General features: G+C 61.1%; 15 protein-coding genes. 3 read left to right on the top strand and 12 right to left on the bottom strand.

Annotated elements, in window-relative coordinates; genetic code table 11:
• Positions 1-71 precede the first annotated feature (71 nt).
• The 12 genes from ACW9I6_RS22455 to arnC form a co-directional block, all read right to left on the bottom strand.
• Positions 72-1223 (bottom strand): acyl-CoA dehydrogenase family protein, encoded by a 1152-nt coding sequence (locus ACW9I6_RS22455; protein ID WP_177021110.1) that lies wholly within the window; start codon positions 1221-1223, stop codon positions 72-74.
• A 3-nt stretch (positions 1224-1226) separates the two neighbouring features.
• Positions 1227-2330, bottom strand: a complete 1104-nt coding sequence (locus ACW9I6_RS22450) for an enoyl-CoA hydratase/isomerase family protein (RefSeq protein ID WP_008433451.1) — start codon at positions 2328-2330, stop codon at positions 1227-1229.
• A gap of 124 nt (positions 2331-2454) precedes the next feature.
• Positions 2455-3171 (bottom strand): HPP family protein, encoded by a 717-nt coding sequence (locus ACW9I6_RS22445; protein ID WP_457339846.1) that lies wholly within the window; start codon positions 3169-3171, stop codon positions 2455-2457.
• Between the two features lie 176 nt (positions 3172-3347).
• On the bottom strand, positions 3348-3527 hold the full coding sequence (locus tag ACW9I6_RS22440) for a type VI secretion system contractile sheath small subunit (protein WP_256344058.1): 180 nt from the start codon (positions 3525-3527) through the stop codon (positions 3348-3350).
• A 521-nt stretch (positions 3528-4048) separates the two neighbouring features.
• On the bottom strand, positions 4049-5671 hold the full coding sequence (locus tag ACW9I6_RS22435; protein ID WP_457339845.1) for an ArnT family glycosyltransferase: 1623 nt from the start codon (positions 5669-5671) through the stop codon (positions 4049-4051).
• A gap of 3 nt (positions 5672-5674) precedes the next feature.
• Positions 5675-7054 carry a UDP-glucose dehydrogenase family protein gene (locus ACW9I6_RS22430; protein ID WP_008433443.1) on the bottom strand — a complete coding sequence of 460 codons (1380 nt, stop codon included), beginning with the start codon at positions 7052-7054 and terminating at the stop codon, positions 5675-5677.
• The gene (gene arnF, locus ACW9I6_RS22425; protein WP_003217623.1) at positions 7051-7464 is read right to left on the bottom strand and encodes a 4-amino-4-deoxy-L-arabinose-phosphoundecaprenol flippase subunit ArnF; all 414 of its coding nucleotides are present in this window, start codon (positions 7462-7464) and stop codon (positions 7051-7053) included. The genes ACW9I6_RS22430 and arnF overlap by 4 nt, the downstream gene beginning before the upstream one ends.
• On the bottom strand, positions 7461-7808 hold the full coding sequence (arnE, locus tag ACW9I6_RS22420) for a 4-amino-4-deoxy-L-arabinose-phosphoundecaprenol flippase subunit ArnE (RefSeq protein WP_003217625.1): 348 nt from the start codon (positions 7806-7808) through the stop codon (positions 7461-7463). The genes arnF and arnE overlap by 4 nt, the downstream gene beginning before the upstream one ends.
• Positions 7805-9460 carry a lipid IV(A) 4-amino-4-deoxy-L-arabinosyltransferase gene (gene arnT, locus ACW9I6_RS22415; protein WP_178911835.1) on the bottom strand — a complete coding sequence of 552 codons (1656 nt, stop codon included), beginning with the start codon at positions 9458-9460 and terminating at the stop codon, positions 7805-7807. Before arnT ends, arnE begins: the two co-directional genes overlap by 4 nt.
• On the bottom strand, positions 9457-10341 hold the full coding sequence (gene arnD / locus ACW9I6_RS22410) for a 4-deoxy-4-formamido-L-arabinose-phosphoundecaprenol deformylase (protein WP_023658828.1): 885 nt from the start codon (positions 10339-10341) through the stop codon (positions 9457-9459). Before arnD ends, arnT begins: the two co-directional genes overlap by 4 nt.
• The gene (gene arnA / locus ACW9I6_RS22405) at positions 10341-12332 is read right to left on the bottom strand and encodes a bifunctional UDP-4-amino-4-deoxy-L-arabinose formyltransferase/UDP-glucuronic acid oxidase ArnA (protein WP_177022829.1); all 1992 of its coding nucleotides are present in this window, start codon (positions 12330-12332) and stop codon (positions 10341-10343) included. Before arnA ends, arnD begins: the two co-directional genes overlap by 1 nt.
• Entirely contained in the window at positions 12329-13363 is a 1035-nt protein-coding gene (gene arnC / locus ACW9I6_RS22400) for an undecaprenyl-phosphate 4-deoxy-4-formamido-L-arabinose transferase (RefSeq protein WP_003217633.1), read from the bottom strand. The genes arnA and arnC overlap by 4 nt, the downstream gene beginning before the upstream one ends.
• Before the next feature lie 469 nt (positions 13364-13832).
• On the opposite strand from arnC, the gene ACW9I6_RS22395 reads away from it, so the two are divergent.
• From ACW9I6_RS22395 to ACW9I6_RS22385, 3 genes are all read left to right on the top strand, one after another.
• Positions 13833-14621 (top strand): M949_RS01915 family surface polysaccharide biosynthesis protein, encoded by a 789-nt coding sequence (locus ACW9I6_RS22395; protein ID WP_023658829.1) that lies wholly within the window; start codon positions 13833-13835, stop codon positions 14619-14621.
• A 103-nt stretch (positions 14622-14724) separates the two neighbouring features.
• Positions 14725-15639, top strand: coding sequence for a site-specific integrase (locus ACW9I6_RS22390; protein WP_087692998.1), 915 nt, complete (start codon positions 14725-14727; stop codon positions 15637-15639).
• Positions 15640-15754: 115 nt separating this feature from the next.
• A complete protein-coding gene (locus ACW9I6_RS22385) occupies positions 15755-15979 on the top strand; it encodes a DUF2188 domain-containing protein (RefSeq protein ID WP_003217639.1) in 225 nt (74 codons plus the stop codon).
• Positions 15980-16055 lie beyond the last annotated feature (76 nt).

Below are 16055 nucleotides of genomic sequence, written 5' to 3'. Positions count from 1 at the left end.
ACCCGATGTATCGACTGATCCACCGCCTTCGCGAGCAAGCCCGCTCCCACATTGGTTCTGCGAAATACCTGTTACAGCTGGTAGTTTTTCAATTCTCTGGCAATCACCATCCGCTGAATCTCGCTGGTGCCCTCGTAAATCTGGGTAATCCGCGCATCCCGGTAGTAACGCTCCACCGGGTAGTCCTCCAGATAGCCATAACCCCCATGAATCTGCATGGCTGAAGAGCACACCTTCTCGGCCATTTCCGAGGCAAACAGCTTGGCCTGGGAGGCCTCCGACAGGCATGGCTTGCCCGCACTGCGCAATCGGGCGGCATGCAGGATCAGCAGGCGCGCCGCATTCAGGCGGGTTTGCATGTCGGCCAGCAAGTTGGCCACGCTCTGGTGCTCGATGATCGCCTTGTCGAACTGCACCCGGTCACGGGCATAGGCCAGCGCGGCCTCAAAGGCGGCACGGGCGATACCCAGCGCCTGGGCGGCAATCCCGATGCGTCCGCCTTCGAGGTTGGACAGGGCGATGGCCAGGCCCTTGCCGCGTTCACCCAGCAGGTTGGCTTCCGGTACGGTGCACTGGTTGAGGGTGACGGCACAGGTGTCGGAGGCACGAATGCCCATCTTGTGCTCGGTACGGTCCACCACGAAGCCCGGGGTGTTGGTCGGCACCAGGAACGCCGAGATGCCTTTCTTGCCCAGCTCCGGGTCGGTCACTGCAAACACGATCGCCAGCTTGGCGCGCTTGCCGTTACTGACGAATTGTTTGGCGCCGTTGATCACCCACTGGCCGTCCCGCAGTTCGGCACGGGTGCGCAGGTTGTGCGCTTCGGAACCGGCCTGGGGTTCGGTAAGGCAGAAGCAACCGATGGCCTGGCCGCTGGCCAGTTCCGCCAGCCAGGTTTCCTTTTGTGCTTGTGAGCCGTAGTTGAGGATTGGCCCGCAACCCACTGAATTATGGATACTCATCAGTGCGCCGGTAGCGCCGTCGCCAGCGGAAATCTCTTCCACTGCCAGGGCGTAGGCCACGTAGTCGACGTAGGTGCCGCCCCATTCTTCAGGCACCACCATGCCCAGCAAACCCAACTCGCCCATCTTGGCGACCAGGGCATCGTCGATCCAGCCGGCCTTTTCCCAAGCCTGGGCGTGGGGGGCGATTTCGCCACGGGCAAAGTCCCGCGCCATGTCGCGGATCATCACTTGTTCTTCTGTAAATTCAATATCTTGCATGATTTAGTTCCCGTTCTTGTCGAAGTCGCGGAAGAAGCTTTCGACATGATCAGCCTCCAACGCCTGCAGGGTTGGAGGGTTCCAGCGAGGGGTTTTGTCCTTGTCGATCAGCAGGGCGCGGACGCCTTCGATCAGGTCGCCACGGGCAAACCATTGGCGGTCCAGGTGCAGTTCCAGGGCAAAGCACTGCTCCAGCGGCAGGTGGCGCCCGCGACGCAGCATCTGCAGGGTCACGGCCATGGCCAGGGGGGAGCGCGTCTGCATCAGGCTGGCGGTGGTCAATGCCCAGTCATGGCTGTCGGCGACGGTGACTTGCTGCAATTGCTCGACGATGCTCGGCACGTCCGGCAAGGCAAAGAAGTGATCGATGGCTGGGCGTAGCGCCGCCAGAGGGGCGTCGGGCAATTGTTGCACCGCGAGGCTGGCCAGCAGGCCTTGCAGGTCCTTGAGGGGAGAATCGTGCCATTCCAGGCGGTCCAGGCGCTGGTCGAGGTCGGCAAGCCGGGTGCTGTCGAGGTACCAGTCCGCCAGGCCGCAATACAGGGCGTCGGCGGCGCGAATCTGCACGCCGGTCACCCCGAGGTAGATCCCCAGTTCCCCGGAAATGCGCGGCAGGAAATAGCTGCCGCCCACGTCAGGGAAATACCCGATGGCCACCTCGGGCATTGCCAGGCGGCTGCGGTCGGTGACCACCCGCAGGTCGGCGCCTTGCACCAGGCCCATGCCACCGCCAAGGACGAAGCCGTCCATCAGTGCCAGGACCGGTTTGCGATAGTTGTGAATGGCGAGGTCGAGGGCGTATTCCTCGACGAAGAAGTCTTCGTGGAGGGTGTCGCCGCTCTTGAAGCTGTCGTACAGCGAGCGAATGTCGCCGCCGGCGCAGAAGGCTTTTTCACCGGCACCGCGCAACACCACGGCATGCACCTGGGGATCGTCCGCCCACGCCTGCAAATGCCGGCTGAGGCTGCGGACCATGTCCAGGGTGAGGGCGTTAAGGCCTGCGGGGCGATTGAGGGTCAGGTGGCCAATATGGTTGCGTACGTGCGCCAGGACCTCGTCTTGCACAATCCCGGCGCTGCTTGCCTCGGATGAAACCTGAGCAGTCATCTCTAACTCCCTGCTTTTATTGTTCTTTATCAAGATGTTCGCGGGCGAACCATCTCGCGATCGTACCAGTGCAAATTTGCCCAGTACAAGTCGGAATCATGCAGGTCGTTTTTGCATTTTTGCCTTATGGAGGAGGCTGGCCTTGGCGCTGGAAAACCGCGCCGATGGTGCGCCGCCGGGCATACCGCTCGCTGGCCTGGATCAGCTCTTCCAGCTCCTGCGGGGTAACGTCCAGGAACTGCTCGCGCTCGGCGAGGGCCTGCTTGAGGTCCTCGGCGCTGATCCCGGGGTTTTCGGTGGCCATTGGCATAAAGATCGGCGCAGCCGGTTCGCGGGTGCCCTTGGGGTAACGCGTGCGCGTGGCGTTGTTGTAGGCCAGCGCGCAGGCCAACAAGGCTGTGGCTCCCAGCATGACTGCGGCAAGTTCGTGCCAGCCCATGGCAATCGAGGCAGGGTCAGCCAGCACCAGGCTCATGGCCAGGCCGCCCGCCGGTGGATGCAGGCAGCGCAGCCAGCAGATCAGGATCACGGTCATCCCGGCAGCCAGGCATGCGCTGCCCAGCGTTCGGCCCAATACCCGGGCCACCAGCAGCGCAACAATCCCGGCACACAGGTAGCTGCCGATGATCGACCAGGGCTGGGCCAGCGCGCCGGAGGATACGGCAAACAGCAGCACCGCCGAGGCTCCCAGCGGGCCTATCAGGTGCAGGGCCACCTCGGTGCCGAACACCTGGGTGCACAGCCAGACGCTGAACAGTGTGCCCAGGGCCATGCCGATGGCGGCACGACTCCATTCGGCAGGGCGGGTATTGATGGCAGCGGGTAACCAGCGAGCGAGCATTGACAGACGATCCGTGAAAAGCGGGCGAAAAAAAAGGCTTGCCTGGTTTCCCGGAAAAGCCCTTTAAAGAAGTTCCTGCATTTGGGGGAGGAACCTGCGCAGTGTGCCAATCGATGAAGACTGCTGCCAATGCATATTAATGCAGGTCAAGTGCAGTATTTTTGCAGTAAAACGTGTCAGCCAAACGGTATCAGGCGGGTTGGCGGTGGCATGGGGTTGCTGATCTTGCCCAGCACACGGTCATCGGTTTCCTCGTTGATCAGCAGGTTTTGTACATTTTCCCGCAGCGATGGATTGTTGGCCAATGGCCCCTTGAGCACCACCAGTGCATCACGCAGTTCCATGAGCCGATCCAGTTTTGGCAGCGGGATGTAACCCGCATTCACTCTGTCGCGGGACAAAGGCGCGACAGCGTCAGAGGTTGAGGGGTCGGGCAATCGACGGTCGGACACAAAACATTCCTCTAAATGAAATAAACGGCAGCGCTGAATGCTGTTTAAAACGTCTTTATTGTTATTTCGACTGTTCGTTTAAGCGGGGCATGTCTTGATTGATGGCTTGCTGCTACGTTCGTCGAGTTTCTTTCGAAAGTAACAGGAATGCCTTACACCGCACCTTTGGAACTTCTGAAAATAGTTAAAAGGTATTAAATAATTAACTCGCTTGGCAGGCGAGTCTACAGTCGAGGGCTAGGGGCGGGAAGAGGGCGTCTTATCGGTAGCAGCGTATAGATGCGTAGGATGTTTCTCGATAGTTGCTACGCTAAAAGTTTCGAAGTTGAATGGGCAAAGAAGTTTCTTACATACACTTGGATTTATAACTACTGAATGTACTGGCGCGGGATAAGCGGTTGGTTCCGCTTATCTCGCGCCCTGTATCAAGGTTGTGCGGGTTTGATCAAATGCAGCAGTACGTAGGGGTTCTTGTCGAACTGGCCGGTCAGTACCGGCTGCAGTGAACGAAAACGCGGGTCGCTCAACGCTTCATAGTCCGACTGGCTCATGATCAGCCATGCAGGAGCCTGGATCGGCGCCAGGTCGGCAGGCAACTGGGTAAACAACGGCACCCGGTCGCAATCGAGGTTGACCATGAACTTGATGGCTTTTGCGTCCTTGCCCAGTGCGTGCAATACCAGCGGCGCCGGTTGTAGCTGGGTCAGCGCATGGGCCTGGAGGGTAAAGGTGCGCGTGTCATACAACCGGCGCTCCAGCGGCTCGACCATCACGATATACGCCAGCCACACCGCCAATACCGCGGCGAATGCCGGGCCCACGTAGCGAAGGCGCCGGTTGAACAGCAAGCCCAGTGCCAGCACCTGGATCGCGATCAGGATCCCGAACACCGGATTGAGGCTGCCAATCTGCTCGGGGAAGCGGTGACGCGCCACGAACAAGCCTGCGATCAGCAGCCCCGGAATGACCGTCCACAACCCCAGCATCAGCCAGCGCAGCCCGGCGAACAGTCTGCCTCGCGACACCTGGAACGGGTACGCGGCGATGATTGCCGCCAGGGGCAGCATCGGCAGCACATAGCGCGCTTTTTTTGCTTGGGGCACAGACAAGCCGATCATCACGATCAAGCCTGCAGCGAGGCAGTACAACACCAGCTTCAGCGCCGGGCCCTTGTCCTCCCGGCCACCGGCGACAATCGCAACCAGCGCGAGTATTGCCAGCGGATACGCCGGTGCGTAGTTGCCCAGCGAACTGCTGAAATAATACAGCGCGCTGCCGGAGCCTTCGGTGCCATCCATGCGACCCAGGAACTGCATGCGGATTACGTCCTGCATGAACGTTTCACCGCCACTGAGCTTGGCCAGCAGCAACAGCAGGCCCACGCACGCCGCCAGTAACGCCAACGCCAGCAGGCCGAAACTGAACAGCTGGCGCCATTGCCGGTTGATCAGGTAATAGCTGCACAGCATGCCGGTGGGAATGACCAGGCCAATCGGTCCACGGATTGCAAACCCCAGGATCAGCAGCGCAAACAGCCAGTGCAGGCGCTTGGCGGCGCCGAAGTGGTCATGGGCATAACCCAGGTAAAACACCGCCAGGGCCACGGCAGCCAACATCTGGTCGAGGGACACCGCGCGGGTTTCGCTGATGAAGGTGCTGCTGAGCAGCATCACCGCGATGCTCAGCAGCGCCCAGCGCCGGGAGTAGGGCGCCGTCAGCCGGTAGACCAGCACCACGAGCAGCGCCGAAGCGATGGCCGTGGGCAGCCAGGCCGTCAGGCTGGTGACCTGCCCCAGGGGCAGGGACAGCAGCCAGGTCATCAGCGTCGAGGTGGCCAGGTAATCGGCATAAGGTTGCCCGTACGTCGTCGGGAAGAACCCCGGCCCATGGCGCAGCATCTCCTGGGCGAACAGCACGAAGCGCGAATCAAAGCCGATGATTGCCTGGTTCCAGTTGCCTGCGATAAACAGGGCCAGTGCCAGCAGCCCCAGCACCCATGAGTGTCGGCGGATCGTCGGGCTGAGCAGGGGCGGATGAACTTTGTCCACGTCTTAGGCTTCCTCGGCCTGAGGCGCCCAGTTTTGCTGGGGGATCGGCAAGTTGCAGGAATCGCCACGGCCCATCGGGAAGTACTGGATGCCTTTGCGTGCCAGGCGTTCGCCGTCGTACAGGTTGCGGCCGTCGAAGATCACCGGGGTTTTCAGGCGTTGCTGGATCAGGTCGAAGTCCGGTGCCTTGAACTGTTGCCATTCGGTGCAGATGATCAAGGCGTCAGAGCCACTCAGGGTTGATTCCGGGGTGCCCATCAGCATCAGGCGCGGGTCATCACCGTAGATGCGCTGGGTTTCCTGCATGGCTTCCGGGTCAAACGCACGTACATTGGCGCCGGCGGCCCACAACGCTTCCATCAGCACCCGGCTTGGCGCATCGCGCATGTCGTCGGTGTTGGGCTTGAACGCCAGGCCCCACAAGGCGAAGGTCTTGCCGCGCAGGTCGCCCTTGAAGAATGCATTGGCGCGTTCGAACAGCTTGCTCTTCTGGCGCTGGTTGATGGCTTCCACGGCCTCCAGCAGGTCGCTGGAGCAGTTGGCGGCCTTGGCGCTGTGGATCAGGGCGCGCATGTCCTTGGGGAAACACGAGCCGCCATAACCGCAACCTGGGTAGATGAAGTGGTAGCCGATACGCGAGTCGGCACCAATGCCCAGGCGCACGGCTTCGATGTCGGCGCCCAGGTGTTCGGCCAGTTCGGCGATCTGGTTGATAAAGCTGATCTTGGTGGCCAGCATGCAGTTGGCGGCGTACTTGGTCAGTTCGGCGCTGCGCAGGTCCATGAAGATGATGCGGTCGTGGTTGCGGTTGAACGGTGCATACAACTCACGCATCACCTCGCGCACTTCCTCACGTTCGCAGCCGATGACGATCCGGTCCGGGCGGCGGCAGTCGGCAACGGCCGAGCCTTCCTTGAGGAATTCCGGGTTGGAGACGATATCGAACTCCAGGTGGCGGCCGGCAATGCGCAGGGCTTTTTCCATGTGCGCACGCAAAGTGTCGCCAGTGCCTACAGGTACGGTGGATTTTTCCACGAGGATCACCGGGTCGATACGGTGGCGAGCCACTGCATCGCCCACGGACAGCACGTATTTCAGGTCGGCCGAGCCGTCTTCGTCCGAAGGGGTACCCACGGCGATGAACAGCACTTCGCCGTGTTCGACCGCGAGTTTTTCGTCATAGGTAAACGTCAGGCGTCCGCCTTCGAGGTTTTCCTTGACCATGGCCGCCAGGCCCGGCTCGAAAATGCTCACATGGCCCTGTTGCAGCAACTTGACCTTTTTCTCGTCAACGTCCATGCAGATGACATCGTGGCCGACTTCGGCCAACACGGTGGCCTGTACGAGACCGACGTAACCGCTACCAAATACACTGATTTTCATGGGGCATTCCTGGGACTTGTGGTGCTAGCACGACGAGAGTTGATAGTCAGGACTCCGAGAATGACCAAGGCCACTCCCGCAGTTTTTGAAAGCGAAAAATGTTCGTTGAACACCGGCAGGCTGGCGGCCAGCAGGTAGACCAATGCGTAGCTGATGCTGAGCAGCGAATAGGCGCGGCCCAGCGGCAGGTCTTTGAGCGCGCCAAGCCAGCAGAGCATCGACAGGGCATAGGCGATGATCGCCAGGATCACCACGCCCAGCGCGCCGAGGTCGATGGCGCCCGTGTCGAGTGCTGTCAGCCATTCAGCAGGCAGTGGCAGGCGCGTCATGCTCCAGCGCATGCCCAACTGGGCACCGCTGACCAGTGCCACGCTGCCCAGGGCCAGGGCAAAACCGCGAGCGCGACTCATACCTGACGCCCCAGCAGCACCACACCGGCAATCACCAGCAGCACGCCGAACCAGTGGCGACCATCGATGTGTTCGTGGAACACAAAGCGCGCCACCAGGGTGACCAATACAAAATTGAGGCTCAGCATCGGGTAGGCGATGCCGACTTCCAGGCGTTGCAACACCAGCAGCCACACCAGCAAGCCCAGGCCCAGGCACACCAGCGCCGACCACAGCCACGGCGAGCGCAGCTTCAGGGCCCAACCGTCGGGCTGGTCACGCCAGCCTTCCACGGCAAACTTCTGGGACACCTGGCCCATGCAGGTCAGCAGGCAGGCACCTAACAACAGCAGCAGAGTGGTCATGGCGCGCTCTGCGGGAAGATCAGAATCACGATATTGCCCTGCTCGTAACGCTTGCCGTCTTTGGGCAGCAGGTCCACTTCCTGGCGTTCGTCGTCACCCTTGACCCGCATCACCACGCCCACCGAGCCTTGCTTGCGCGCCTCGCTCATCCATTGCTGGACGCTGGCGGCATCGATCTTGCGGTAAGCGGTGTCCGGGAAGGCGATGCCGTATTTCACTTCGCCAACGGTGTTGTAGAGCATCACTTCAGGACGCTGCAGGCGCCATGACAAGGCCGATGCGGCGCCGAGGTCGTTGCTCAGCAACGCAGTGGTCGGCTGCAGCTCCTGGAGGTGGTCGATGATGAACTGGTCGGGGGTCTTGTTATAAACCACCGAGTGCGGCAACGCGGCCGGCACCAGCGCCACCAGCAACCAGCTGCCCATCACCGGTGCGGCCCACATGTGCAACGGGCGGGCGGCTTGCAGCAGGTTGGCGATGATCCAGCCGAACAGGAAGACGAACACCAGCACCAGGCTGAGTGTTTCCTGGCCGTGCTCGTACACCGGTTTTTTCAGCTGGAACCAGGTCAGGGCCAGCAACGCCAATATGCCAATGACCAGATTCACCCAGCCGTTGATGCGCAGTACGCGGCCACGGGCCTGGGCCAGTTTGTCGGCGAGGGTATGCCCCATCAGCAGCGCCAGTGGCAGCAGGCACGGCATGATGTACGACGGCAGCTTGCCCTTGGCCAGGCTGAAGAACGCCAGCGGCATCAGTAGCCACAGCAGCAGGAAGGCGACCTTGCTGTTGCGTTTTTCCAGCCATGCCTGCTTCACGGTGGACGGCAGCAACGCCATCCACGGCAGGGTGAACGCAACCATCAGCGGCAGGTAATACCAGAAGGGCTCGGAGTGCTGGGCGTCGTCGCCGGCAAAGCGCTGGATGTGCTCGTGCCAGAAGAAGAAATTCCAGTAGTCCGGTTCCTGGGCATGCACCATCAGCGCCCAGGGCAGGCTCACGACAATCGCCACCACCACGGCCACCAAGCCATAGGTGAGCAGTTCACGAATGCGTTTTTGCCAGAGCACGTAGGGCAGGGCGATCAGCACCGGCAGCAACCAGGCAAGGAAACCCTTGGTCATGAACCCCATGCCGCAGGCGAACCCGAGCAAGGCCCACGACCACAGCCGGCCGCGGGTGGTGGTGCTGTCGAAGCAGAACCACAGCGCCGCCCCGGTCAGGTTGACCCAGAAGGTGAACTGCGGGTCGAGGTTCGCATAGCCCGCCAGGAACGCGACGCTGACAAAACTCATGTACAGCACGGCGCTGACCAGGCTCTTGCGCGGGTCGTTCCACAAACGCCGGGCCACGAAATACACCAGCAGGATGCTCAAGCCGGTGCTCAAGGCCGAGGCAAAACGCACGCCGAACAGGTTCTGCCCGAAAATCGCCTGGCCCAGCGCGATCATCCAGTAACCGGCCGCCGGTTTCTCGAAATAGCGAATCCCCATGAAGTGTGGCGAGGCCCATTTGCCGGTCAGCAGCATTTCCTGGCTGATCTGCGCATAGCGGGTTTCGTCGGGAATCCACAGCCCGTGGGTGGCCAACGGGATCAGGTAGAACACCCCGAAGGCCAGCAGGAGCAGGGGCAAGGCCCAGCGCCGGATCATGCCTTTTGCACTCCGAGCCAGCCTTCACGGCCGCTCAACGCACCACGCACCAGCTGTTGCTGGGGCAGGGTGGTGAGGTCGGCGGGCAACAGGTCGCCCAACGGTTTGAACGCGATGCCGCGCTGCCCTGCCTGGGCGAGCAACTGGCGAAAATCATTGGCCATCAGAATCCCTTCTACTTCTGCGTGGATCGTATAGACGTTGAGCTTCGACGGCTTGAAGCGGTCGAGGATGTAGCTATTGAAATCCTTGGCGGCCACCACCGGTCCCACGACTTCGTCGAAGGTCGGCATGTCCACCGGAATTTGTGGTGTGCCGGCACTGCCATCCGCCAGGGTCGGCCGGAACAGGCTGGTACCACGGCAATCGCTGTTGTAACGGAAATTGAACTGTTGCTTGGCTTGCACCACGCGCTCATCGGCACGCCAGCCGGCGGCGGCTGAGCAGTCGATGGGTTCACCGAGGATGTCGCTCAAGGTGTCGACGCCACGGCGAATCTGCTCGATCAGCTGTGCATCGCTCCAGCGCCCGGTGTTGGCTTGCCAGCCGTGATGATCCCAGGCGTGCAGCCCGACTTCATGCCCGGCGGCCTTGGCCTGGCGCATCAGGTGCCCCAGGTCGCGGCCAATGGGTTTGCCCGGCCACGCGGTGCCGGCCAGCAAAATGTCCCAGCCGTACAAACCGGCAGCGTTGGAGCGCAGCATCTTCCACAGGAACTGCGGACGGATCAGGCGCCACAAGTGGCGCCCCATGTTGTCCGGCCCGACGCTGAAGAAGAAGGTCGCCTTGACCCCGGCTTCATCAAGCGACTCCAACAACCTTGGCACCCCTTCACGGGTGCCTCGGTAAGTGTCGACGTCGATGCGTAGACCCGCTTGCATCAACGCTTGTCCGCGATTTCGAGCATGGCTTCACGCAGGAAGAAATCCAGGGTGTTGCCGATGGTTTCGCTCATCTCCACGGTAGGCTCCCAGTTCAGCAGGCGCTTGGCGTTGTCGATGCTTGGCTTGCGGTGCGCCACGTCCTGGTAACCGGTGCCGTAGAACGCCTTGCTTTCCACGTCGCGGAAACCGGCGAACGGAGGGAAGTTGCTGCGCAGCGGGTGAGCTTCGAACTGACGCAGCAGTTCTTCGCCCAGCTGACGGATGCTGGCTTCGTTTTCCGGGTTGCCGATGTTGATGATCTGGCCGTTGCAGTTGTCGTTGTCGTTATCAATGATGCGCGCCAGGGCTTCGATACCGTCGGCGATGTCAGTGAAGCAACGCTTCTGCTCGCCACCGTCGAACAGACGGATCGGCGTGCCTTCCACCAGGTTCAGGATCAGTTGGGTGATGGCGCGGGAGCTGCCGATACGGGCCGAGTCCAGGCGGTCGAGGCGCGGGCCCATCCAGTTGAACGGACGGAACAGGGTGAACTTCAGGCCCTTGTCGCCGTAGGCCCAGATCACGCGGTCCAGCAGTTGCTTGGAGACCGAGTAGATCCAGCGCTGCTTGTTGACCGGGCCCACCACCAGGTTGGAGGTGTCTTCGTCGAAGTACTGGTCCTGGCACATGCCATACACTTCGGAGGTCGACGGGAAGATCACGCGCTTGTTGTACTTCACGCAGTAGCGAACCAGTTTCAGGTTCTCTTCGAAGTCCAGTTCAAATACGCGCAGCGGGTTGCGGGTGTATTCGATCGGGGTGGCGATGGCCACCAGCGGCAGGACCACGTCGCACTTCTTGATGTGGTACTCGATCCACTCGGAGTGGATGCTGATGTCGCCTTCCACGTAGTGGAAGTTCGGGTGGCTGCGCAGGCGCTCGATGGCGTCGGAGCCGATGTCCAGGCCGTAGATTTCGTAACGGTCGTCACGCAGCAGGCGCTCGGACAGGTGGTTACCGATGAAACCGTTCACACCCAGGATCAGCACGCGGGTACGACGGGGCTTGCGGCCGGACTCGGCGCCGCGCAGTACGGAACCGTCCACCAGGCCCAGTTCATCCGCCAGGGACGGGCCGGCCAGGTACAGGCCGTTCTCGTTGCGCTGGCCGAACTTGACCACCAGGGAGTCTTCACCGCAGGCGATGCGCAGCGGGTTGACGCTGATCACTCGGCCTGGCGCCAGGCCTTCGTTGCCCTTGACGACTTCGGCGTTCCAGACGATCAGCTTGTGCTCGCCTACGGCGCAGAAGGCGCCCGGGTACGGTTGGGTAACGGCGCGAACCAGGTTGAACAGCTCTTCAGCCGGTTTTTTCCAGTCCAGCTTGCCGTCCGCTGCGGTGCGACGACCGAAGTAGGTGGCCTTGCTTTCGTCCTGGGCAGTTTCGGTCAGCTTGCCTTGCGCCAGTTGCGGCAGGGCGTCGCGCAGCAGGTTGGTGGCGGCGTCACGCAGTTTGGCGTGCAGGGTCAGGCCGGTGTCGGTGCGCTCGATCACGACTTTCTGCTGGGCCAGGATCGCGCCGGCATCGGCACGCTTGACCATGCGGTGCAGGGTCACGCCGGTTTCGGTTTCGCCGTTCACCAGCACCCAGTTGGCCGGTGCGCGGCCACGGTATTTAGGCAGCAGGGAGCCGTGCAGGTTGAACGCGCCTTTCTTGGCGGTGGCCAGCAGGGCTTCGCTCAGCAGGTTGCGGTAGTAGAACGAGAAGATGTAGTCCGGGTTCAGCTTGGCGATGCGCTCGATCCACAGCGGGTGGTTGGCGTCTTCCGGGGCGTGCACCGGGATACCGTTGCGGGCGCACAGCTGGGCGACGGAACCGTAGAAATTGTTTTCCTTGGGATCATCGGCATGGGTGAACACGGCAGCAATTTCGTAACCCGCATTGAGCAGGGCTTCAATGCCAGCACAGCCAATATCGTGGTAAGCGAAGACAACAGCTTTTGAATTCATGACGAAACCTGATCGGAAGGAGAAGTAGAGGTGTGGGAGGATGTCAGGCCGTCGACCGTAAAGGTCTCGGCCGGTGCTGCCGGTTGGTTGCGCAGCACTTTTTCGATAAAGAACCGTGGGCGGGCCCGCACATCGCTGTACATGCGGCCCAGGTATTCACCCAGGAGGCCCATGCCGATGAACTGGCCACCGGTGAACACAAACAATACGGCGAACAGCACGAACATGCCGTCGCCGGCCCAACCGGAGCCGAAAGCGATACGCAGCACGATCAGTGCAAAGGCGAAGAGCATGCCCAGGGCCGCCAGGCTGAAACCGACGATGCTCAACAGGCGCAATGGCGTGGTGGTCATGCAGGTCAGCAGGTCGAACATCAGGCTGATCAGGCGCATCGGGCTGTATTTGGACTCGCCGTGTTCACGCTCGGCGTGATGCACCAGGATTTCCGTGGTGTGGCGCGCAAAGCTGTTGGCCAGGATCGGGATAAAGGTGCTGCGCTCGCGGCAGGCCAGCATGGCGTCGACGATGGTGCGGCGATAAGCACGCAGCATGCAGCCGTAGTCGCTCATGGCCACGCCGGTGGAGCGTTGCACGGCGAGGTTGATCAGGCGCGACGGCCAGCGGCGGAAGGCCGAGTCCTGGCGGTTGTTGCGCACGGTGGCAACCACGTCATAGCCCAGGGCGGCCTGTTCGACCAAACGCGGGATTTCTTCCGGCGGGTTTTGCAGGTCGGCGTCCAGGGTGATCACCACGTCGCCCCGGCAATGCTCGAAGCCGGCCATGATCGCGGCGTGCTGGCCGTAGTTGCGGTTGAGGATCACCGCCACCACATTGCTGCCTTCGAGCGCGGCGGCGTCTTCCAGCAATTGCGCGGAGTTGTCGCGGCTGCCGTCGTCCACCAGGATGATTTCGTATTCGTAAGCCAGTTGTTTGCAGGCGGCCATGGTGCGGCGCAGCAGTTCAGGCAGGCTTTCTTGTTCGTTGTAGACCGGGATAACGATCGACACGCAATGAATTGGATAGGGTTTCAAAGATTCATTACCTCGGGGGTTAGAGCAACTTGGAGCGTAAAGACAGCAGTTATCGTCAGCCTCGGATGCCGGGCATCCGATCAAAGATAGCGTTGATTTGTGGCATTCATTCGACAGTCCTGACAGGTCACAGTGGGTCTTCCATGGCATACGTGAGTAAAGACTAAAATGCTCAAAGGTAAAGCGGAATCAACGAGTTAACCTGCAAAGTACGGTTCGTTCTCAAGTAGTGCCGCCAAGATTAAGCGCAAAAATGTTCAACGAATATGAAACGCAGATGAAAAAGTCGTTTTTTTGGCAGGTAGACAGCTAGGGTTCAGGTAAACAGCAGAAGCACGGACAACGCCGTGCCGATGAGGGGAGAAGGGGCGGTAGCCTTTTTCTAAACGCGGGCAGGTTCCTGAAGAATCTTCTCTGCAATGCCACGCAAGTGCCGGTAAAGTAAGCCATCTCTTGCCAGGGCAGTCGGATGAATAGCGTGCAGCGTTTACGGCCAATGTTGATGGTGTTGTTGATGACGGTGGCCTGGGCCACGAGTGTGCGGGCCGATGACGGCGTGGCACTGACGTCCATCGACCAGGTGCCCGATGGCGTAGAAGTGCGGGGTAAACAGGTCGGCGCCTTCGTCTGGAGCGACAAACAGGGCAAGAACCTGTTGGTACTCGCAGAGCAAGTCAGCGAACGCGACGACGACGGTGCGCAGTCGGCCTTTGTCTACGCCGCCCAGTACCTGCTCGACGGTGACCGGCCCAAGCGCCTGTGGATGCTCTACGACGACGTGCAGCATTGCGAGTTCGATGCCGGCGCGCACTTCAACAGCGACGCCACCCGGGTCACCGACCTGCTGGGCGATGGCATCAGCCAGGTCACCGTGGGGTATAGCCGCACCTGCACCAGTGACGTCAGTCCCAATGATTTCAAGCTGATCATGCACATCGGCAAGTCGCAGAAGTACCGCCTGCGCGGCATCGACCGCTATGGCGCCAGCTGGTGGGATGAAGACGCCGGCGCCCTGCAAGGCATGCCGTTGCCCAAGGATTGCAGCATCGCCGCCCAACAGGCGCTGGTCAGCCAGTACAAGGAGCAGGGTACCGAGCTGCCGCTTCCTGGCTGTTACGGCGACGAAGAAGATTTTGCCAAGGCGCCCAAACCGTACCTGGAGTTCATGCGCCAGCACTGGTTTGCCTTGATGCAGAAGCAGGACACCGACTGGAGCCAGCAGCAGACGCCAGCCCCGGCGGAAGACGATCAGGAATAGCCCCGGAGATTGACCTGCGCTAGACTCGGCGCTCGCCAATTCACTAAATATGTCGATTAAACAGATGGTTAGTCGACATATTTAATCCAAAGGCTGATCTACCTTGACTGAGTCTACCCGCAACCCGCTGACCCTCTATCTCACCCGCCTGGCGCCCTCCAGCCAGCTGACCATGCGCTACGTGCTGCAGGACGCTGCCGACCGCCTGGGCTTTGAAGACATCAACCTCGAAGACATCGACTGGCACCTGCTGCAGCCCGAACACGTCATGGCCCTGGTGGCGGTGCTGCGGGAAGACGGGTATGCGCCGAACACCTCATCGCTGTACGTCAACGCCGTGCGCGGGGTGATGAACGAAGCCTGGCGCATGAGCCTGATCAGCCAGGACCACCTGCTGAAGATGCGCTCGGTCAAGGCCATGGCCGGCACCCGCCTGAGCCAGGGGCGCAACCTGCGGCGTACGCTGATTCGTGAGTTGATGGAAGTCTGCGCCGCCGATCCGCGCCCCCAGGGCCTGCGGGATGCGGCGGTGATCGGGATCCTGTATGGCTCGGGCATGCGCAAGTCGGAATCGGTGAACATCGAGCTGGGCCAGGTCAACTTTGACGAGCGCAGCCTGCAGGTTACCGGCAAGGGCAACAAGCAATTGATCAAGTACGCACCGGCCTGGGCCTTTGCCAAGCTGGAGGCATGGCTGGCGTTTCGCCGCAGCCAGCTGAAACCGGGGGAACAGGACGACGGTTTCCTGTTCAACCGGATTCGCCGGGGCAGCCATATCACCCGCGAGCGCATCACCAAACACGCGATTTACTACATCGCCCGCCAGCGTGGGGAACAGGTCGGCGTGAAAATCATGCCCCATGATTTCCGCCGTTCGTTTATCACGCGGGTCATTGAAGAGTACGACCTGTCGATCGCCCAGAAGCTGGCGCACCACACCAATATCCAGACCACCGCCACCTACGATGTGCGCGACGACAATGAGCGGCGCAGGGCAGTGGATCGGTTTGACCTGTAGGGCCGCCCGTAACCTGGCCCGCCAACTGCCTTGAACTCTGCCCGGCAGCCGCGCTCGCAATAGTAGGGCGCGGGTTTTGCCGCGTGCCGTGTTTATTCAGTCGAAGGAGCAGACCATGGATACCTACAACATCAACAAGACCGGCACCGGTTGGGCGTTGACCAAGCAGGGCTCGGCACGGCCGTCGAAAACGGCAGAGACCAAGGAGGCAATCGTTGAGTTGGCGAAGGAGTTTCTCAGCGACAAGACGGCGTCGCTGAGGATTCACAGCATGGATGGGCGGATTCAGGAGGAAAGAACCTATCCGCGCAAGGCTGACCCGACACGATCTCCGGGCTGACCGAGCACCCAATGTGGGAGCGGGCTTGCTCGCGAAGGCGGTGGTTCAGTTACAGATGCATTGCCTGACACTCCGC

The sequence above is a fragment of the Pseudomonas sp. SDO5522_S412 genome (genome assembly GCF_054071215.1).
The sequence above is the reverse complement of the archived record's forward strand: the minus strand, read 5'-3'. Positions and strand labels throughout refer to the sequence as shown.